General features: G+C 63.7%; 18 protein-coding genes. 7 read left to right on the top strand and 11 right to left on the bottom strand.

Annotated elements, in window-relative coordinates; all coding sequences use genetic code 11:
• Window positions 1-73 precede the first annotated feature (73 nt).
• The 7 genes from LDZ26_RS00580 to flhD form a co-directional block, all read right to left on the bottom strand.
• The gene (locus LDZ26_RS00580; protein WP_244847705.1) at window positions 74-1,924 is read right to left on the bottom strand and encodes a methyl-accepting chemotaxis protein; all 1,851 of its coding nucleotides are present in this window, start codon (window positions 1,922-1,924) and stop codon (window positions 74-76) included.
• A 40-nt stretch (window positions 1,925-1,964) separates the two neighbouring features.
• Window positions 1,965-2,483: a chemotaxis protein CheW gene (gene cheW, locus LDZ26_RS00575; RefSeq protein ID WP_175939048.1), complete on the bottom strand. Its 519-nt coding sequence runs from the start codon at window positions 2,481-2,483 to the stop codon at window positions 1,965-1,967.
• A 27-nt stretch (window positions 2,484-2,510) separates the two neighbouring features.
• Window positions 2,511-4,784, bottom strand: coding sequence for a chemotaxis protein CheA (gene cheA / locus LDZ26_RS00570; protein ID WP_244847704.1), 2,274 nt, complete (start codon window positions 4,782-4,784; stop codon window positions 2,511-2,513).
• Between the two features lie 55 nt (window positions 4,785-4,839).
• On the bottom strand, window positions 4,840-5,217 hold the full coding sequence (locus LDZ26_RS00565) for a response regulator (protein WP_175939044.1): 378 nt from the start codon (window positions 5,215-5,217) through the stop codon (window positions 4,840-4,842).
• A gap of 100 nt (window positions 5,218-5,317) precedes the next feature.
• Entirely contained in the window at window positions 5,318-6,307 is a 990-nt protein-coding gene (gene motB, locus LDZ26_RS00560) for a flagellar motor protein MotB (protein WP_244847703.1), read from the bottom strand.
• Between the two features lie 37 nt (window positions 6,308-6,344).
• Complete coding sequence (gene motA, locus LDZ26_RS00555; protein WP_244847702.1) at window positions 6,345-7,205, bottom strand: flagellar motor stator protein MotA; 861 nt, start codon at window positions 7,203-7,205, stop codon at window positions 6,345-6,347.
• A 223-nt stretch (window positions 7,206-7,428) separates the two neighbouring features.
• Window positions 7,429-7,755: a flagellar transcriptional regulator FlhD gene (gene flhD / locus LDZ26_RS00550; RefSeq protein WP_244847701.1), complete on the bottom strand. Its 327-nt coding sequence runs from the start codon at window positions 7,753-7,755 to the stop codon at window positions 7,429-7,431.
• 621 nt (window positions 7,756-8,376) lie between these two features.
• Here flhD and LDZ26_RS00545 point away from each other — a divergent pair.
• From LDZ26_RS00545 to LDZ26_RS00535, 3 genes are all read left to right on the top strand, one after another.
• Entirely contained in the window at window positions 8,377-9,441 is a 1,065-nt protein-coding gene (locus tag LDZ26_RS00545; protein WP_244847700.1) for a glycosyltransferase family 4 protein, read from the top strand.
• A gap of 242 nt (window positions 9,442-9,683) precedes the next feature.
• Window positions 9,684-10,412, top strand: coding sequence for an aquaporin Z (gene aqpZ / locus LDZ26_RS00540; protein WP_244847699.1), 729 nt, complete (start codon window positions 9,684-9,686; stop codon window positions 10,410-10,412).
• 300 nt (window positions 10,413-10,712) lie between these two features.
• Window positions 10,713-10,997: a hypothetical protein gene (locus LDZ26_RS00535; RefSeq protein WP_244847698.1), complete on the top strand. Its 285-nt coding sequence runs from the start codon at window positions 10,713-10,715 to the stop codon at window positions 10,995-10,997.
• Window positions 10,998-11,035: 38 nt separating this feature from the next.
• On the opposite strand, the gene LDZ26_RS00530 is transcribed toward LDZ26_RS00535, so the two are convergent.
• Window positions 11,036-11,863: a Cof-type HAD-IIB family hydrolase gene (locus LDZ26_RS00530; protein WP_244847697.1), complete on the bottom strand. Its 828-nt coding sequence runs from the start codon at window positions 11,861-11,863 to the stop codon at window positions 11,036-11,038.
• 44 nt (window positions 11,864-11,907) lie between these two features.
• Window positions 11,908-12,834 carry a BadF/BadG/BcrA/BcrD ATPase family protein gene (locus tag LDZ26_RS00525; RefSeq protein WP_244847696.1) on the bottom strand — a complete coding sequence of 309 codons (927 nt, stop codon included), beginning with the start codon at window positions 12,832-12,834 and terminating at the stop codon, window positions 11,908-11,910.
• 106 nt (window positions 12,835-12,940) lie between these two features.
• On the opposite strand from LDZ26_RS00525, the gene LDZ26_RS00520 reads away from it, so the two are divergent.
• The 3 genes from LDZ26_RS00520 to LDZ26_RS00510 all read left to right on the top strand — a co-directional run bounded on the left by LDZ26_RS00520 (window position 12,941) and on the right by LDZ26_RS00510 (window position 14,793).
• Window positions 12,941-13,552 carry a DNA-3-methyladenine glycosylase I gene (locus LDZ26_RS00520; RefSeq protein WP_244847695.1) on the top strand — a complete coding sequence of 204 codons (612 nt, stop codon included), beginning with the start codon at window positions 12,941-12,943 and terminating at the stop codon, window positions 13,550-13,552.
• 424 nt (window positions 13,553-13,976) lie between these two features.
• Window positions 13,977-14,402 carry a hypothetical protein gene (locus tag LDZ26_RS00515; RefSeq protein ID WP_244847694.1) on the top strand — a complete coding sequence of 142 codons (426 nt, stop codon included), beginning with the start codon at window positions 13,977-13,979 and terminating at the stop codon, window positions 14,400-14,402.
• Window positions 14,403-14,433: 31 nt separating this feature from the next.
• Complete coding sequence (locus tag LDZ26_RS00510; RefSeq protein ID WP_244847693.1) at window positions 14,434-14,793, top strand: hypothetical protein; 360 nt, start codon at window positions 14,434-14,436, stop codon at window positions 14,791-14,793.
• A 111-nt stretch (window positions 14,794-14,904) separates the two neighbouring features.
• Here LDZ26_RS00510 and rpsU read toward each other — a convergent pair whose 3' ends face one another.
• Together rpsU and LDZ26_RS00500 are read right to left on the bottom strand one after the other, a co-directional pair.
• The gene (gene rpsU, locus LDZ26_RS00505) at window positions 14,905-15,117 is read right to left on the bottom strand and encodes a 30S ribosomal protein S21 (protein ID WP_159837708.1); all 213 of its coding nucleotides are present in this window, start codon (window positions 15,115-15,117) and stop codon (window positions 14,905-14,907) included.
• 377 nt (window positions 15,118-15,494) lie between these two features.
• Entirely contained in the window at window positions 15,495-16,445 is a 951-nt protein-coding gene (locus LDZ26_RS00500) for an aldo/keto reductase (RefSeq protein WP_244847692.1), read from the bottom strand.
• Between the two features lie 255 nt (window positions 16,446-16,700).
• Between LDZ26_RS00500 and LDZ26_RS00495 the strand changes: the two genes are divergently transcribed.
• Window positions 16,701-19,121: an HAD family hydrolase gene (locus LDZ26_RS00495; RefSeq protein WP_244847691.1), complete on the top strand. Its 2,421-nt coding sequence runs from the start codon at window positions 16,701-16,703 to the stop codon at window positions 19,119-19,121.
• Window positions 19,122-19,290 lie beyond the last annotated feature (169 nt).

Below are 19,290 nucleotides of genomic sequence, written 5' to 3'. Positions count from 1 at the left end.
CTTTCGCTTCTGCGCCGGTCGTGCGCCGGGTTGTTTCGTCATCCGCGCGCCCGACCGGTGCTGGCCGATGCGCTTAGAACGTTTCCCAGTCGCCGTCGTCGGCGGTCGTGGCCTTCGCGCGCGGGGCGGTTGCCGCCGCCGGTGCGCTCACGCGGGGCGCGGCTTTCGCTGCGCTTGCCGGCTTCGCTGCATCGCGGGCCTTATCCTTGATAACGGCCGTTTCCGGCGCGACGTTAGGCTGCTCTGCAACTTTCGCTGCGCTCGCGGACGATGCACGCGACGTCGGCTCGACGCGCGTAGCCTTCGCCACGGCAGGCGCCAGGCGCGCAGCCGCGACGGCCGCGCTCGGCTTCACCGACGCCGGCACGGCGCCCGCGATGCGCCATTGCCCGACGACTTCCTTCAATTGCCGCGTCTGATCTTCGAGCGATGCCGCCGCCGACGCCGCCTGCTCCACGAGCGCCGCGTTCTGCTGCGTCACGCTGTCCATCTGCGTCACGGCGCGATTGACCTGTTCGATGCCGTCCGACTGCTCCTCCGACGCCGCGCTGATCTCGCCCATGATGTCGGTCACGCGGCGCACCGCCTGCACGATCTCGCCCATGGTTTCGCCTGCGCGCGTCACGAGTTGCGAGCCGCTCTGCACTTTCTCGGTCGAATCGCCGATCAGCGCCTTGATTTCCTTCGCCGCCGCCGCGCTGCGCTGCGCGAGCGAGCGCACTTCGCCCGCCACGACCGCGAAGCCGCGACCTTCTTCGCCCGCCCGCGCCGCTTCCACTGCCGCGTTCAACGCGAGAATGTTGGTCTGGAACGCGATGCCTTCGATCACGCCGATGATGTCCACCACCTTGCCCGAACTGGACGCGATGGCGTTCATCGTATCGACGACCTGCTCGACCACTTCGCCGCCGCGCGACGCGATATCCGATGCGTTCACTGCAAGCTGGCTCGCCTGACGCGCGTTGTCCGCGTTCTGCTTCACCGTGCTCGTAAGCTGTTCCATGCTGGAGGCCGTCTCTTGCAGCGACGCCGCCTGCTCTTCCGTGCGCTGCGACAGATCCGTGTTGCCGCTCGCGATTTCATGCGCGCCGACATCGATGGATTCCGCGCCGCGATGCACCGCGCCGACCATCGCGGTCAGGTTCGCGCGCATGCGCTCGATGCCCGCGAAAAGACGGCCGATTTCGTTCGTGCTGTCCGTGTGCGCCGACTTCGTGAGATCGCCGCGCGAAATGCGCTCGAAGTGTTCCACCGCGTCGTCGATCGGCTGAACGATCAGGCTGCGCAGCGCGAAACGCGTGGCGAAAAGCAGCAGACCGGAGAGCGCGAGCAATCCGCCGATGACCATGCTGAGCGTCGCGTTCTGCGACGCCGCGCTCGCCCGCGACTCTTCCGCGTGCTTCTGCTGGAACGAAACCGCCGCCGTGACCGCCTGATCGAACGCGACGAACATCGGGCTGATCTTCGTGTCGGCAATGGCGTGGTACGCGGCCATGTCGTTCGCGCGCATCGCGGCGAACTCCGGCTCGACGCCGGTCTTCATCAGCGTGTCGTGCTGCGCGACGAGCGTGTCGAGCGTCGCTTGCGGCAGCATCGGCTTCTTGGTGTCGAGATAGAGCTTCCAGTTCTCGTAGCTCTTGTCGAGCAGGAACTGGCCGCGCTCCATCGCCTTCTTCGCTTCGTCGGCGTTGCCCGCTTCGGTGAGCGAGCGCACGCGGTCGAGCGTGATGCGCGAGCGCAGCAGATACGACGACGTGTCCGCGAGCGCGCGCATCGCCACCATGTCTTCCTTGGCGATGGAGTCGAGCGAGGCGCTCGCGGAATTGAGGCCGACGAGCGAAAGCGCGCCGATGACGGCCGCGCAACCGACGAACAACAGACCGACGAGCGTGAGCGTCGTGCGAATGGACAACTTCTTGAACATGGCTTCCTTTCCTTCGCCCGCGACGCGTGCGGGCACCTCGTTAAGCGGCGACCGAGTCGATCAACTCCATCTCGCGGCTGGTCATGAGCTTTTCGATATCCATCAGGATCAGCATGCGGCCCTCGACCGTGCCGAGGCCGGTGAGATATTCGGAGGTCAGCGTCGCGCCGAATTCGGGCGCGGGCATGACCTGATCCTGCGTCAGCGTGAGCACGTCCGACACGCCGTCCACCACCATGCCCACCACGCGATGCGCAACGTTCAGGATGATGACGACCGTCTGGTTGTCATACTCCACGCGGCCGAGATTGAACTTGATGCGCATGTCCACGATCGGCACGATTATGCCGCGCAGATTGATCACGCCCTTGATGAACGCGGGCGCGTTCGCAATGCGCGTGACGCTGTCGTAGCCGCGAATTTCCTGCACTTTCAGGATGTCGATGCCGTACTCTTCGGCGCCGAGCGTGAAGACGAGGAACTCTTGTCCGGCGGCTTCGGCGTGCTGCGCATCGCGACGCGACAGTGTTGCGTTTTGAATCGATTGGATGTCTGCCATGAGAAACCCCAGGTTCGGTCGATGTGTTTAATGGGTGTGCGAGTGCTGCGCGCGTGATTCGCGATTGAGCGCGGCTACGTCGACGATCAGCGCGACGCTGCCGTCGCCGAGAATCGTCGCCGCCGAGATGCCGTGCACCTTGCGGTAATTCGTTTCGAGGTTCTTCACGACCACTTGCTGCTGGCCGACGAGTTCGTCGATCAGCATGGCCATGCGCCGTCCTTCCGTTTGCAGGATCGTGACGATGCCCTGCGTCGGCTCCGTGCGCGCGCCTTCGACCGAAAACACCTGATGCAGCGCAATCAGCGGCAGATATTCGCCGCGCACGCGCACCACGCGCTCGCCGTTGGCGACCGTGTAGATGTCATCGGCGACCGGTTGCAGCGACTCCATCACGAAGTTGAGCGGCAAAATGAAGATTTCGTTGCCGACCTTCACCGACATGCCGTCGAGAATCGCGAGCGTGAGCGGCAGCACGATCTTCGTGGTCGTGCCCGCGCCCTGGCGCGACATGATTTCGACGTGGCCGCCCATCGACTGGATGTTGCGCTTCACCACGTCCATGCCGACGCCGCGGCCGGAAATGTCCGTGACCTGTTCGGCGGTCGAGAAGCCCGGCATGAAGATGAGTTGCCAGACTTCCTCGTCGGTCATGGAGTCGGAAACCTGCATGCCCTGCTTCTGCGCCTTCGCGAGAATCTTGTCGCGGCGCAGGCCCGCGCCGTCGTCGCTCACTTCGATCACGATGTTGCCGCCGTGATGCGCCGCCGACAGCACGAGCTGCCCGGTCGCGGGTTTGCCCGCCGCGCGGCGCGCTTCCACGGTCTCGATGCCGTGATCGAGCGAATTGCGCACGAGGTGCGTGAGCGGATCGATGATGCGCTCGATCAGGCTCTTGTCCAGTTCGGTCGCCTGACCGAACGTGACGAGTTCCACGTCCTTGCCGAGCTTGCCCGCGATATCGCGGACGAGTCGCGGGAAGCGGCTGAATACGTAATCCATCGGCATCATGCGGATGGACATGACGGCCTCTTGCAGGTCGCGCGCGTTGCGCTCGAGCTGCGCCATGCCGTTGAAAAGACGGTCGTGCAATGCAGGGTCGAACGTGCTCGTGGTTTCGGCGAGCATTGCCTGCGTGATGACCAGTTCGCCGACCAGGTTGATGAGCTGATCGACCTTCTCCACGCCGACGCGAATGGAGCTGCCTTCCGCCGATGCCGCTGCGGCCGGGCGCGCTTTCTTCTCGGCGTCGCCGGTGGCGGCCTTCGGTTGTGCTTCGCGTGACGGGATGGCGGCAGCAGCTTGCGTTTCCGCATTCGCCGCCGCCTTCGCCGCTTCTTCTTTGTGCTGCGCCGCGGATGCGGGCGCTTCCTGCGCCTGCGATACGGGCGGCTCTGCCTGTAGCGTGTGTTGCTTCGCTTGCGCCGGCTCGGACGCTGCCGAGGGCGCAACGTGATGCGCGTCGCCGCGGCCGATCGTGATTTGCGATTCGTCGATCACGAAGCAGCACACGGCCACGATGTCATCGGATGAGACGTCCGAATCGAGCCAAAGCACGAGTTCGGCGTCGGTCTTTTTCTCTCCGACGATACTGCCCAGGTTCCCAAGCTCCTCGGTCAAGGTCGCCAGGTCCTTCTCGCCCACCCCCCGTAGCGTAACTTTCAGGTGGGGTCCTGCTTCCGCCGCCGGCGTGCCGGCCGCGGTTCCCGCATTCGTTGCATGGCTCGTTGCGCCGTCGTTAAGTTCGAAGGCGCCGTCCCAGTTGCCGTCGTCCTCGATGGCTTCGGCGGCCTGCGCGATCACGTGCGCGGGCGGCGCGTTCGGGCCTTCGTAGGCCGGCGCGACGTCCACTTCGCCGATGACTGCCGGCGTCACCGGCTCTTCGGCGACGGGCGCGCTCTGCGGCGCGGCGTCTTCGTTCTTCAGGCGTTCCAGCTTCGCGCAGATCGCGGCGGCGGCGGCCGCATCCGGCTCGGCGCTCGCACGGTACGCGGCGAGCTGGTCCGAGAGCACGTCCTTGGTCGCGAGGAACGTGTCGATCATGTCGCGGCGAAGCACGAGCTCGTTGTTGCGCGCGCGGTCCAGCAGCGATTCGAGGATGTGCGTCGTTTCGGTGAGCGCGGTGAAGCCGAACGTGGCTGCGCCGCCCTTGATCGAATGCGCCGCGCGGAAGATCGCCGCGAGATCCTCGGGATCGGGATTCGCGATATCCAGGACGAGCAGCAGTTGCTCCATCTGCGCGAGCAGTTCATCGGCTTCGTCGAAGAAGGTTTGATAGAACTGGGTAATGTCGAGTGTCATGCTTGATTCACCGTCGGCGCGTGCGCGCGAGTTGTCTTGGCTTTGGCTGTTCGCTTCAGTGCTGCGTGTCTTCGGAGAGCGCGGCGACCACTTCGGTCAACAGGTCCGGATCGAGCGGTTTTTCGATCCAGCCCGTCGCTCCCGCCGCGCGCGCCGCTTCCTTGAACGGCTCGCCGTCTTCCGTGGTCAGCACCAGAATCGGCGTGGCGCGGTAGGCGTGGTTGGCGCGCAGCTCCGCAATCAGGTCGAGGCCGCTCTTTTGCGGCATGTGCTGATCCGTGAGCACGAGATCGAACCGCTCGGCGAGCGCCCATTCGAGCCCTTCGTTGCCGTCGGACGCCACCGTCACCTCATAGCCCGCCGTCGTCAGCGTGGCAGAGAGGATCTGCCGCATGGCTGCGGAATCGTCGATTGCCAGAATGTTCTTGATCATGTGTCGCCTTTGGGTCTGCGCCTCGCTGCCTCTTTTCCGGATGACGGCGCAAACGTGTGGAGTCTTGAGCGTTTTTTATGCAGATTTGCGCGCTGCGCGCTTATTTCCGCGCCGCGCCCGGCATAATCCGGCCGAGAAGCGGCGTCGCGCCGGGCGCGAAGGCGTCCGAAGCGTTATCCAGCGTCGCGGCCGAGCCGCCGTCGTCGCGCAGAATCGACGCTTCCGCGCGGTGGTTCAGCACGATGATGCTGATGCGCCGGTTCTCGGGATCGAGCGGGTCTTGCTTGTTCAGGTTTTGCGTGGACGCGAGGCCGAGCACGCGCAGCACTTTGGCTTCGTCCATGCCGCCCGCGACCAGTTCGCGCCGCGACGCGTTCGCGCGGTCCGCCGACAGTTCCCAGTTGCTGTAGCCCTTTTCGCCGCCCGCGTACTTCACGGCGTCGGTGTGGCCCTGCACGACGATGCGGTTCGGCACGTCGTTCAGCGTCCGGCCGATTTCGCGCAGGATGTCGCGCATGTACGGCTGCACGCTGTTGCTGGAGAGCGCGAACATCGGGCGTTTCTGGGTATCGACGATCTCGATGCGCAGGCCCTGCTGCGTCGATTGGATGCGGATCTGCTGCTTAAACTGGTGCAGCGTCGGATTCGCTTCGAGCGCGGCCATCAGCTTGACCTGGAGGTCGTGAAGACGCGCCTGCTCGCGCCGTTCCAGTTCGCCTTGCGCGGCTTTCAGCAGTTCCTCGTCGGCTTTCGCGGCCGCGCTTTGCGCGAACTGCGTCTTGCCGTCCGAGCTGCGAGCATCGCCCGGATCGTTGCTGGAGATGTCGCGCCCGCCGCCGGTGATGATGCTGTTGTCCATGCCGACGGTCTTGCCGCCGACCATCGCCGCCTTCAGCGGCATGTTGAAGTATTCCGCGATGCCGCGCCGCTGCACGGGCGAGGTCGACGAGAGCAGCCACATCAGCAGGAAGAACGCCATCATCGCGGTCATGAAGTCCGCGTACGCCAGCTTCCACGCGCCGCCGTGGTGGCCCTTGCGGCCCGCGACGATGCGCTTGATGAAGATGGGACGGTCTTTTTCGCTGCTCATCGCAGGGCTCCGGTCGGGGTCGCGAGAACGAGGCGCGTCACTTCGCCTTCACCCGGCGCACGTGTTCTTCGAGTTCCGAGAACGACGGGCGCTCGGTGGAGAACAGGACCTTGCGGCCGAACTCCACGGCAATCGCCGGCGCGTAGCCGTTCAGGCTCGCGAGAATGGTCACCTTGATGCACTGGAACATCTTCGTCTGCTCGGCGACGCGCTGCTCCGCGACGCTCGAAAGCGGGCCGATGAAGCCGTACGAAATGAGAATGCCGAGGAACGTGCCGACGAGCGCCTGCGCGATCATCTCGCCGAGAATGGCGGGGGGCTGATCGGCGGAGGCCATCGTATGCACGACGCCCATCACCGCCGCGACGATGCCGAACGCGGGCATCGCGTCGCCGACTTTTTGCAGCGCCAGTGCCGGCGCTTCGCCTTCGACGTGATGTGTCTCGATCTCTTCGTCCATCAGGCTTTCGATTTCGAACGCATTCATGTTGCCGCCGACCATGAGCCGCAGATAGTCGGTCATGAACTCGACGATGTGATGGTCCGCGAGCAGCTTCGGGTACTGGCTGAAGATCGGGCTCTTGTGCGGATCTTCGATGTCGGCTTCGAGCGTGAGCGTGCCTTCCTTGCGCGCTTTGGCGAGCAGCACGTAGAGCAGGCCCATCAGCTCCATGTACACGTCCTTGTTGTACTTGGAGCCTTTGAAAAGCGTGGGAATGACGAGCAGCGTCGACTTGATGGTCTTGACGCCGTTGCCGAGAATGAAGGCCCCGATGCCCGCGCCGGCGATCATCAATATTTCGACCGGCTGTACGAGCGCGCCAAGATGGCCGCCTTCGAGCGCGTAACCGCCGAAAACGGACAGCAATGTCACGAGCGTTCCAACGAAAATCAGCACAGTCGGGTCCTCAGGGTTGGGAATGCGGATTGGCCGGCGCACCTGCGCGGTTAAGACTGTTTACGGCACCCGGCTGGAAAACTTTGGGCGGCCGGCCCGTGGGCGGCGGCGGGCGGCGGCGGGCGGCATAGCGTGCGGAGGAATGGCGGGCGTAGGGTCGAGGCAGGGAGCGGAGCAATGGCGCGATCGACTCCCTTCGAAGTCGCGCGACGGATTGAATCAGTTAGACGCACTCGCTCGTCGATGCGACCTCGCCGCTTTCGACCGCCGCGTCCGCCTGCGCGAGCGCCGGGCGCTTGGCCTTGTCGGCAAGCGAAGCGAGGATCGCGTGGTCGTCGAAGCGGAAGCGGCACAGCACATGGCTCGACGCCGCAATCTTCACCGCCTGCGCCGGCGTCAACGACGACACGATCTCGGCCACCTCTTCTGACAGCCCGAGGCGATGCATCGCCAGGACGCGGTTTTCCCGAAGCAGCCGCTGCGCGAGCAGCACGTACGACAACTTCACCTCGCGGATCTCCGCGAGCGTGCTTATGGTGGTGGCCGTCATCTTTCCCCCGAGTCGTTGCGTGGCTGGTCAGGCCCAGCGGGAAACGTTTGCTCGCACACGCCGATTCCCGACGCATCCGGCCCCGCTCGTGTTGTCGGCCCGATTTTCCGGCAGCGCGACTGTCGCGACCATCGGAAAAACCTGCCGACGCGCCGACAGACTTTCGCCCGAATTCGTGTAGGAAAAGTTCGTACATGCGCGGTCGAATTCGCTCTCGCGTCGGCAAAAGCCTTTATCGGCAGCGGCCAGACGGACTTGAGGTTGCCCGGGCACGCGGCCTGCTATCGGGTGCCTCGCCGCTCGCATTGCCAGTAGAAATCGTCTCCTTCGACCGCTTGAGTGCAATTTTTGACTTCGTAACAGCCGGTGTTTCGCGCTGTAACAAGGTTAAGCGATTGAAAAATGACGTGAAATGCCGCTCTCGATCCCGATAATGAACGTAAGGGATAACCCGGTCGAGAGCCGGGCCGATCTTTGGGCGGCGTGAGCGACACACCGCGGCCCGCCCGAATGGCATCGCGCAACGCTCGACCGGAGCGCCATCGCGGTGTCCACACAACAGCTTTCATGGCCCCACCGGCGCCGACCGCGCCGACAGCGGCCACTCAGGAGAGTCACGTTATGCGAATCGCACAAATTGCACCGTTGCACGAAGCAGTTCCTCCGAAGTTTTACGGCGGCACTGAGCGCGTGGTGTCTTATCTGACGGATGCGCTCGTCGACCTCGGCCACGATGTAACCTTGTTCGCAAGCGGCGATTCGCAAACTCGGGCGACGCTCGACGCGGCCTGGCCGCGCGCCCTGCGACTCGATCCGACGATCCGCGATCCGCTTGCGCCGCACATGCTGCTGCTCGAAACGGTCCGCCGCCGCGCGCACGAGTTCGACGTGCTGCACTTTCACCTCGACTACATGCCGTTTCCGCTGTTCACGCAGCTCGACACGCCGTTCGTGACGACGCTGCACGGCCGTCTCGACCTGCCCGAACTGCAGCCGATCTTCAACACGTTCACGAAGGCGAACGTCGTGTCGATCTCGGACAACCAGCGCGGACCGCTGCCGCAGGCGAACTGGCTGAACACGGTGTATCACGGCCTGCCGGACGATCTGCTGACGCCGCAGACGCACAAGAAGCCGGAATATCTGGCGTTTCTCGGCCGGATCTGCCCAGAGAAGCGCGCGGATCTCGCCATCAAGATCGCGGCGCAAAGCGGTTTGCCGCTGAAGATTGCGGCGAAGGTGGACAAGGTCGATCAAGACTATTTCAAGTCGACCATCGAACCGCTGCTGTCGCAGGCACACGTCGAGTTCATCGGCGAGATCAACGAGGCGCAGAAGCCCGAATTCCTGTCGGGCGCAAAGGCGCTGCTCTTCCCGATCGACTGGAACGAGCCGTTCGGCCTCGTGATGATCGAAGCCATGGCGTGCGGGACGCCGGTGATTGCCTTCAACCGCGGTTCGGTGCCGGAAGTCATCGATCACGGCGTGACCGGCTTCATCTGCGAGGACGTGCCGGGCGCGGTCGGCGCGCTGCATCGCATCGACGAACTCTCGCGCACCGAAATTCGCGCGCAGTTCGAACGCCGCTTCAGCGCGAAGACGATGGCGCAGAATTATGTCGACACGTACACGGCCATGCTGCAGGCCGCGAAGCGTCCGGTGCTGCGTCAGGTCGCCGTTGGCTGATTGCGCGCAGCTTGCCGCTCTCGAATGCCGCCCTTTGGGCGGCATTTTTTTCGCCTGGCCGCTGACGCGGTCTGCTTCGAACAAGGAGGAATCCGAAGATCTCTGCGTCGAGCGTGAATTGCCCGTGAATCGACCAATTTTGACAGTCCGTAAAAAGAGCCGCCCTTAAACTGCGCTCGGCAAGGGCAATAGGCTTTCTTGCGTCAAATCAAAGGTCTCTCACATTTCACGAAGGCAAGATCATGCATTTGTCGAAGCGTCTCGGCGCTGAAGTTTTCGGTACTTTCTGGCTTGTGCTGGGCGGCTGCGGAAGCGCCGTGTTGGCCGCAGGCTTCCCGCATACGGGCATCGGGTTCGTGGGCGTTTCGCTCGCATTCGGACTGACCGTGCTCACCATGGCCTACGCCATCGGCCACGTGTCCGGTTGCCATCTGAACCCGGCGGTGAGCGTCGGACTGGCCGTCGCGGGACGCTTTCCCGTGCGCGACCTCGGGCCGTACATCGTGGCGCAGGTGGTCGGCGCAACGCTCGGCGCATTGGCGCTCAAGCTGATCGCCACCGGCATGCCCAACTTCGATCTGGTCGGCAGCGGTTTCGCCGCGAACGGCTTCGGCGAGCACTCGCCGGGGCACTACGCCCTGTTCGCGGCGCTCGTCTGCGAATTCCTGATGACGTTCTTCTTCCTGTTCGTGATTCTCGGCGCAACCGACGATCGCGCGCCGAAGGGCTTCGCGCCGATCGCCATCGGCCTGTGCCTGACGCTCATCCATCTGATTTCGATTCCGGTCACGAACACGTCCGTGAACCCGGCGCGTTCCACCGGCCCGGCGTTCTTCGTCGGCGGCTGGGCGCTGGATCAGTTGTGGCTGTTCTGGATCGCGCCTATCGCGGGCGCTATCGTCGCGGGCGTGTTGTATCCGCTGCTGGCTTCGAATTCGGAAGCACGCAAAGTCGGCGCTGTCGCGCAGTAAGTCGCGGGGTCGGTCATGTGAAACGGGCGCTTCGGCGCCCGTTTTGTTTTGCGCTTCGCGCGTGCGGATTAAAACCGCGCGACAGTTGTAATCGCGAATTACGCAGCATGCTTATGATTTTGTCGGCGAGTGTGCGCTTCGAAGCCCAAAGCCCCGCCGGATAAGGCTCGCGCGTATCTCACTGACATGCAAGAGCGCTTACGCCCCGCTTGCACCCGGTAACAAGTCGTCGAAGCGTGTAAGACGGCCGGCGCTTACATTGGACTCATGCGACACACGTCGCCTTCCAGGAGAAACACAATGAAGCGCATCGTCACTCAATTGCTCGTCGCGACCGGCCTTGTCATCGGTGCAGTGGGAGCGGCTCAGGCCCATACCGATCTTCACGTCGGCGTGTCGCTCGGCGCGCCTGCTTATGCCGCTCCGGCGCCCGTGTATGCGAGGCCTGCCGCGCCGCACTATCGCGCGCCGTACTGGCGTCATGACGAACCGCGCTGGCATCGTGACTACGGTCACGACAACGGGCGCTGGAATCGCGCCGGTTGGGACCACGACCGTTCGCACGACTGGGGCCGCCGCGGCTAACCAGAACGCCGGGCGCGTTGGTTAAGCGCGTGAGAGAGTCAGCGCGGCGACGCGATGTCGTCGCGCAGATCGAACAGCTTCCGCAGATGATGCGCGACGCCCGCCTCGAAGTTGTTGCCGATGCGCGGCACATGCGGCAGACGCGTGATCAGGTCCGGATTCGCGTTGTTCACCATGAACGGATGGCCGGCCGTTTCCAGCAAGTCGATGTCGTTCATGTTGTCGCCGAACGCGACGCATTGCGCGGGATCCATATCCAGCCGCTCCAGCACGTAACGCAGCGCGCGGCCCTTCGACACATCGGACGTCATCACTTCCAGGCAGTCCGGCAGCGAATACGTGACATACAAGGCATCGCCGAATTCGCTCTCCAGATTAGCGGCGACGTGCTTCAGGTCCGCCGGCTCGCCGATGTACAGCACCTTCGCGATGTTCTCGCCGTCATGCTCGCGCAAGTCCATGACTTCGTACTTGAAGCCGGAGTCCTGATGAAAGACGAGCAGTTCGGGCGCGTGACGGTCGATGAGCCACGCATCGTCGGCGAACAGGTTGACGATCACGCGGCCATGCGCGCCCGCGACATCCGCCTGCACGAGGCGTCGCACAGCAGCAGGCGCGAGATCCCGCGAGTAGATGCGCTCGTCGCCGGGCGCATGCACGCGCGCGCCGTTGGACGTGATCAGGTACGCGTCGATGCCCAGCAGATCGCGGATGCCGGCCACATCGCGATAATGCCGCCCCGTGGCGATGATGACCGGCACGCCGCGCGATGCCAGCGCGCGCAGCGTCTCTGCGGTGAACGGGTCGAGCTGGTGATCGCTGTTGAGAAGCGTCCCGTCGAGATCAGTTGCGATGACCGAATACATGGCTGCCCTGTTTGAGCGGAAAAACGCCCGCGAAGCTGACTATTCTATCGCGGCTCTTTCCCGGGCCGCCCCGCCGCGCCGCCCGGCGCCACCGCGCGCCGCGCCAGTTCGAGGGCGCCCGCGACCGAATCCGCGCGGGGTCGGCGCAGGCGCTCGCGCAACGATATCGGCACGAAAGGCTCATATGGCGCGGCCAGTCCGCCGCACAGCGCGACAGGCAGTTCGCCATCCCGATCCAGCGCCGCGACGAGCAACTCGATCTCGCGCCCCGCCTGCTCCAGCAACTGCGCCGCCGACGGATGCTCGCGGTATTCGAACACGCTCGGCGCGAGCGTGGCGTACGCGGTCTGGTTCGATGCGCACAGCCACACGACGAGGCTGTCGCGATCCGTCGCGCCAGTGAGCTGCAAGAGCGCGCGGGACCAGTCATCGGCCGGGACTCGCCCGTCCAGCACGCGCTGAAGGTGAACCACCGCGCGCAGGCCGAGCCACGCGCCGCTCGCTTCGTCGCCGCTCGGAAAGCCGTATCCGCCCGCAATGCGGCAGACGCCCTCCTCGTCCAGCGACGCCGCGATGCTGCCCGTGCCGAGCGCCACGATCACGCCCGGTCCGCCGCCGTGCGCGCCGAGGACTGTCGTGTACGCGTCGCTTTCCACGCTCAACGCGAGGACCGGCGGCGCCATGCTCAAAAAAGCCGCGAGCCAGTCCGCGTTGTTGACGCCCGCGAGGCCGCAGCCGAGCGAACAGGCGCGCCAGTCGAAGGCGAGGCCGGCTGCATCGAAAGCACGTTTGCACGCATCGCCGATGGAACGCCACGCCTCTCCGACGCCCAGCGCGAGACCCGAAGGACCGCCGTTCGCGCGCGCGAGTTCGACGCCATGCGCGTTGGCGAGAATCACGCGCGTGCCGCTTCCGCCGCCGTCGATGCCGAGCAGGAAGCCGTTGAATCCGGAATTCGTGGAAGTGTTCATGGCCGCAAGCATAGCGGCGAGAGCGGCGCGCGCCAATTAGCCGAATGGCAGAGTGGCGCGGCAATCGCGTTCGGCTATGCTGGCGCGACCGAAACGAGGATTTGCAATGGCAGCCACCGAACCGACACGCTGCGCCTGGGCCACCACCGACGCCATGGCGCATTACCACGACACCGAATGGGGCGTCCCGTCCCGCGACGACCGTCATCTCTTCGAAATGCTGGTGCTCGAAGGCGCGCAGGCCGGTCTTTCGTGGTCGACGATTCTCAACAAGCGCGAGGGTTATCGCGCGTTGTTCGCGGGGTTCGACATCGATAAGGTCGCGCGCTTCACGGACGCGGACATCGAGCGGATCGTCGGCGATGCGCGCGTGGTTCGCAACCGGGCGAAGATCGCGTCCGCCGTCATCAATGCGCAAGCGGTTCAGCGCATCCAGGCCGAGCATGGCTCCTTCGCGGACTTCGCGTGGTCGTTCGTGAACGGTGCGCCTATCGACACGCCGCGCGACGCGAACAATCCGACGCCCGCCTCGACCGCCGAGTCCGATGCCCTGAGCCGAGCGCTGAAGCAGTACGGCTGCAAGTTCGTCGGCACGACCATCTGCTACGCCTTCATGCAGGCGACGGGCATGGTGAACGATCACGCCGTGGGCTGTATCTCGCGCGTCAAGCCTAAGACAAAGCGCAAATCGCCGGAAAAAACGACACCTTCAGCTTGATCCGATGAAGGCGCTTTTTGCTTTTTGGCAACGTTCTTCCCGCAAAAGAGCGCTCATTAGGGAAAGTCCTCATCGCACGCGTTTTTTTGCGGTGAAGCATGCCGCAAGCCGCGCCGCGACAAGCGCGGGCCATGATTCTGCCGCACTGCACGAACGTCCGTGTCGTGTAAAAATGGCGTTCTCGCGTGCGCTACCGCACCTTTTTACCGAGCCGTGCCGTTATAACTGACGGTGTGCGGATCGTTCACTGAGTGGAGAGATCCGCCGCGAGTACACGGACACGGGAAAACGCGTGTCCCTAGGCCGGGAAAAACAACGTGCTCGAAGCAGTAGCCGGTCGGCGTGCGCGCCGTCCGACGCCGCAGTGCAGGTTGCTCGAAACTCAACGCATGGCCGCTGCGCAGGGGCGCAGGGGAGAAAGATCATGAAAAGCCTGAACTTCCTGACGCATCAGGAGATTTTTGACAACGCGGTGCAGCATCTCTTCTCGCAGGGACAAGCCGCTTTGCTGCCTCATGGGGGCGGCGCTTATCGCGGTTACTGCGGCGGCTGCCCGGTCGGCAGTCTCATCAAGCCGCGCGACTACGTGACGGCAATGGAAGGCGTGCCGATCCGCTATATCGGGAAATCGCCCGAGTCGGTGCCGGCGTACATGGATGTCGGCGTCGCGGCGCTCAAACGCGCTCTGCTGCGCGCGCGCATCAACGTCTTCGATCCGACCACTGTCGAACTGCTCTCTTGCCTGCAGAACGTGCACGACGTGTTCGGCAAATGGGAATGGCGCGAGCGTCTCACGTCGATCGCGCGGCAGTTCGGTCTGTCGGCCGAGCTTCTGAAAACGGCTGCGTAACGGTGCGGGTGCGGTATTGAGCCCTGTCACGATGTTGAGTTCGAACGAGATCTTTCATCGCGTGAGCGCGCATTTGCTGGCGCAGCGCGCCGTCTCGGAAGATGACAACGGGTCGTGCCGCCTGAGAGGCGCGTACGGCCGCAAGTGCGCGATCGGATCGCTGGTGCGTGACGATGTCTACGAAGCGGAGCTCGAAGGCGTCGGTATCTCGTACTACCGGCACGCGCACGACGGCAAGCTGCTGCGCGCGCTGTATGCGTCGAATGTGAATGCCTACGATCCGGTCATCATCGACCTTCTGATCGAACTGGAGCAGATTCACGACGACGCCAGCGTCGACGAGTGGCCGCACTTGCTGGGCGCACTCGCTAAGCGGCACGCGTTCGCCTGAGCAGAAACCGCAAGAAAAATCCGCAATAAAAAACGGCGGTGCGCCCTCACGGGTCGCACCGCCGTTTTGCCTTCGCGGACCGAAAAGAAACCGGCCCGGCGTAAAGACGCTTTAGTGCATCTTCTTCGGCAGCATCTGGCTACGCAGGCGCTTGCGCAGGCGGGCAACGGCCGCGGCCTTCTTGCGCTTGCGCTCGGTGGTCGGCTTTTCGTAGGACTGGCGCTCGCGCAGTTCTGCGATCAGGCCATTCTTTTCGATGGTGCGGCGGAAACGCCGAATCGCGACATCGAACGGCTCGTTTTCTTTGAGGACAATAGTGGTCATGACAATCCTGATTTGCTAAACGTATTTCTAAGTGCGCAACGGAAAAACCCGCCGCGCGCCGGCACTCCGATCGTCCGCCGGGCGTAAGAAGGCGCAAAAAGGCGCAGCGGACACGAGCAAAGCGGCCACGGAGGCCGGAAAAGAGAGAGTTGGGATTCAGCCGCAAAGCGGCATGTGCGCACGAAAGGACCGCCTGAACGCACACTTTCGGCGCCGTTCTCCGCTGGCGATTAACGTTTTGACGTTGTCATTTTCAGCGGAGCGGCGCAAAAATCGGCCGAAAAATCGGGCACATTTCTCGATTCGGGCGCGATGTTACCAGAACACCGCGCCTGTGCCAACTCTTCGAAGCACGGCAACTCGTTGATGCAACAGATTTATTTCTGCCAGGCGCTGGCTTCGTCCAGTTCCGCCACTTCCTCCGGATCGAGCTTGAGGCGCGTGGCCGCCGCGAGGCTCTCCAGTTGCTGCACGGACGTGGCGCTCGCAATCGGCGCGGTCACGCTCGGCCGCGCGATGATCCACGCGAGCGCGATGGTCGCCGGCGTGGTGTCGTGGCGCTTCGCGGCTTCGTCGAGCGCATCGAGAATCCTAAGGCCGCGCTCGTTCAGATACTTCTCGACGCGCGAGCCGCGCGCCTTGCCCTGCATGTCTTCCTTGGAGCGGTACTTGCCGGACAGAAAGCCGCTTGCCAGGCTGAAATACGTGACGACCGCGATCTTGTGCGCCTCGGCGACGGGTTCGAGGTCCGTCTCGTAGCCTTCGCGGTCGTAGAGGTTGTACTCCGGCTGCAGGATTTGATAGGCCGGCAGCGACGACTCCTTCGCCACTTTCAGCGCTTCTTCCAGCCGCGCGCCGGTGTAGTTCGACGCGCCGATCACCCGCACCTTGCCCGCCTGAATGAGCTTCTGATAGGCGCCGAGCGTTTCGTCGAGCGGCGTCTTGTCGTCGTCGAGATGCGAGAAGTAGACGTCGATGTAATCGGTCTTCAGACGCCGCAGCGAATCGTCCACGGCCGCCGCGATGTTCGCCGCCGAAAGCCCGGCGCGCGTGCCGAGCATGCCGACTTTCGTCGCGAGCACGACCTTGTGGCGCTTGCCGCTCTCTTTGAACCACTTGCCGATGATCGTTTCCGATTCGCCGCCGTGGTGTCCTTCGACCCACGCGGAATAGACGTCCGCCGTGTCGATGAAATCGAGGCCGTGATCGACGAACGCGTCGAGGATGGAGAACGACGTGCGTTCGTCCGCCGTCCAGCCGAACACGTTGCCGCCGAAGACGAGCGGCGCGACTTTCAGATCCGATGTGCCGATGCTGCGAGTTTGCATGGGGTACTCCGCGGGAGTAGAGGACGTTCGGCAAGGATACGCAACATTGCGCGACGCTGCCGCGCGCATCGCTCATGCGCCGAAATGGAGCCCAAAGCTGGGCTTGTTCCGCGCTTTCGTTCTGGCGCAAGCATCTAACATCGTCGACACATCACAGAGGCTGATGCCGAGCGGACAGGAACGACCCGCTGCAGACGCCCGACGCACCAAAACCATCAAAGCAGGCCCGCCGTCGCGGGCTGCGGAGTCCATCACATGCAAGCAGACAAGAACGTCCTTCCGGATCAGCTGGCCGAAACGTGGTCGGCGCGCGCGCCGTCGCATACGGTCGCGACCTTCGACTGTTTCGACACGCTCTTCTGGCGCGCCGTACAGGAACCGGTCGACGTTTACTACGCGCTGGCCGAAGACCCGCTCTTCGTCGAACAAGGCGTGAGCGCCCGCGTGCGCACGATGGCCGAATCCGAAGCGCGTAAGAACAACTACTTTGCAACCCGCAAGAGCGAGGCGACGCTCGAACAGATCTATGCCGAAGCCGCGCCTCACGCCGACGAGGCAACCGTGAGTGCGCTCGCCGAGCGCGAGGTCGAGAAAGAGATCGAGATCGGCTTCATCTTCGAGCCGGTGCTCGGGCTCCTGCGGGAGGCGAAAACTCGCGGCCTGCGCACGGCGATCGTCAGCGATACCTATTACTCAGAGGCGCAATTGCGCCGCATTCTCTTTTCAACCGCACCGGAGCTCGAATCGCTCATCGACGTCGTGTTCTGTTCGTCCGAATTCGGTGTCTCGAAATCCACGGGACTCTGGAATGTCGTGACGGAACGGCTGGGCGTCGCGCCGTCGGACATTCTCCATACCGGCGACAACCCGTACGCGGACTGGGCCGTTCCACAGCAGATGGGCATCGGCGTACTGCACTTCCAGCAGCGCGACGATGAGATGCACAAAGCGGACCGACAGCGACTGATGGCAGCGCGGGTGCTGTTTCCGTCGATCCGCGCGACGAAGCCCGCGCCGAGCTTGCATCACGCGCTGCGCTCCCTGCAACAGGGCCGCGACTTGAGCACGAACGAGCGCATCGGCTACTGGTCGGTCGGCCCGATCATGCACGCATTCGCGCGCTTCGTGCTGGACACGCATGAGGATCTGAAAGCGCGTGGCCGACCGCACAAGCTCGCGTTTCTGCTGCGCGACGGGCATCTGATTCATCGGGCATGCGAAGCGCTGCACGGCGGCCCCATCGGCAACGAAGCGTACGTCGGGCGGTTCGTCGCCGCCGGTTCGACCTTCGACAGCCGCGAGGCCATCGAGCGTTATCTGAGCACAGAGGTCATCAACCCGCAGATGATGAAGTTCGGCGCCGACCAACTGCAACTGCCGCCCAAGGAAACCGGCAAACTGCTCGCCGAGGCAAACGCGTCCGCCAATCCGCTGCAGACGTTCCGGCGTCTCGTGCTGGAACCGCGCATGGTGAAGCTCATCATCGAACGCAGCGCGGCGCTTCGTCAGCGGCTCTTTCGCCATCTGCAGCGCACCGTCGGACTGGAGCGCGGCGACACGCTCGTGATCGTGGACCTGGGTTACTACGGTTCCATCCAGCGCTCGCTCGCCAAGCTGTTCAAGAAGTATTACGACGTGGAGATCGTCGGGCGCTATCTCGTTTCTCTGGATACACCCGGCTGGCGTGCGGATCGCGCGGGCGTCGTCGACAGCCGCTGGGCCGATGAAAACGTGATGGAGATGTTGATCGCGCATATTGGCCATTTCGAGCAGATGTGCTCGCTCAAAACCGGCAGCGTGTATGACTTCAAGGACGACGGCACGCCGCTTCTCAACCAATCCGCGAAAAGCGAGAAGCAAATCGCGCAAAGCGGCGAAATCCAGGATGCTTGCGTGCGCTTTGTCCGGGATATGGCCGCGATGCCGGCCACCAGCTTTCCCCGCCTGACGCCTGAACGACTACGCCTCGATGCGGCCATCTGCCTCGCTCGCCTACTGTATCTCCCGGACCGCGACGAAGTGGCCGGCGGCAACGAGACGGTGTTCGAGATCAACGGGGCGTCCATTCACGCATTCAACGTCGCGGATAACGACGCGGGCATCGAAGGGCTTCGTCAGCGCGGACCGTTCTATATGCGCAGCATCGGCAAGGGATTTCGTCCGGGTTATCCGTACGAAATGCGCCACGCAGGCATCGACCAGGCGATTTTTCTAATGGCCGTGCGCCGTCACCGTCTGGACTTCACCGTCGACGATACGACGTACCGCGAGACGCGAATTCCCGCGCTTTTCGTGCGCGGCAACGAAACCGCGACCGAGACGCTGACCGCGCGCGCGACTTACGACGGCTTCTATTCGCTCGTCGTGCCCATTTCCGACTTCGACGTCGCGCTCATGCTGGGCAAGGAGATGAGCTGGATGCAGATCGCGTCGGCGACAACCTTCCCCGCCGATACGCTGGATACGCGTATTGAGTTCGATCGTCAGCGCGCGCTCTCGCCTGGGAGCGAGATCATTTACGACGGCATGACCGAGCGCGAACCCGGCATGTTCGAGATGTCGCCGAACGGACTCATCTATGTGCCTGCAATGGCCGGAAAGACTCGGCAATTGATGCGCCTGACGTTTCGCCCGCTTTCCTGGGTTCAGAAGGCCGAGGTCGCACTGGCTTCATGAAGATGTAGCGGGCCGGCTGCCTGTAAAGGTGTAGCCGGCCCGGCCGTAATTGCTTTTAAGCCCTGCCGGCCAAGGCGCCGGCAGACTCCGTGAAAATTCGAATCGCATTCGATCTTCGGCCTAAAGTTTCTTTCCCGTGGGCCGAAATCCTTAGGTAAGGCAGTCAGCG

The organism is Caballeronia sp. SL2Y3 (assembly GCF_022879575.1).
GTDB lineage: Bacteria > Pseudomonadota > Gammaproteobacteria > Burkholderiales > Burkholderiaceae > Caballeronia.
The sequence above is the reverse complement of the archived record's forward strand: the minus strand, read 5'-3'. Positions and strand labels throughout refer to the sequence as shown.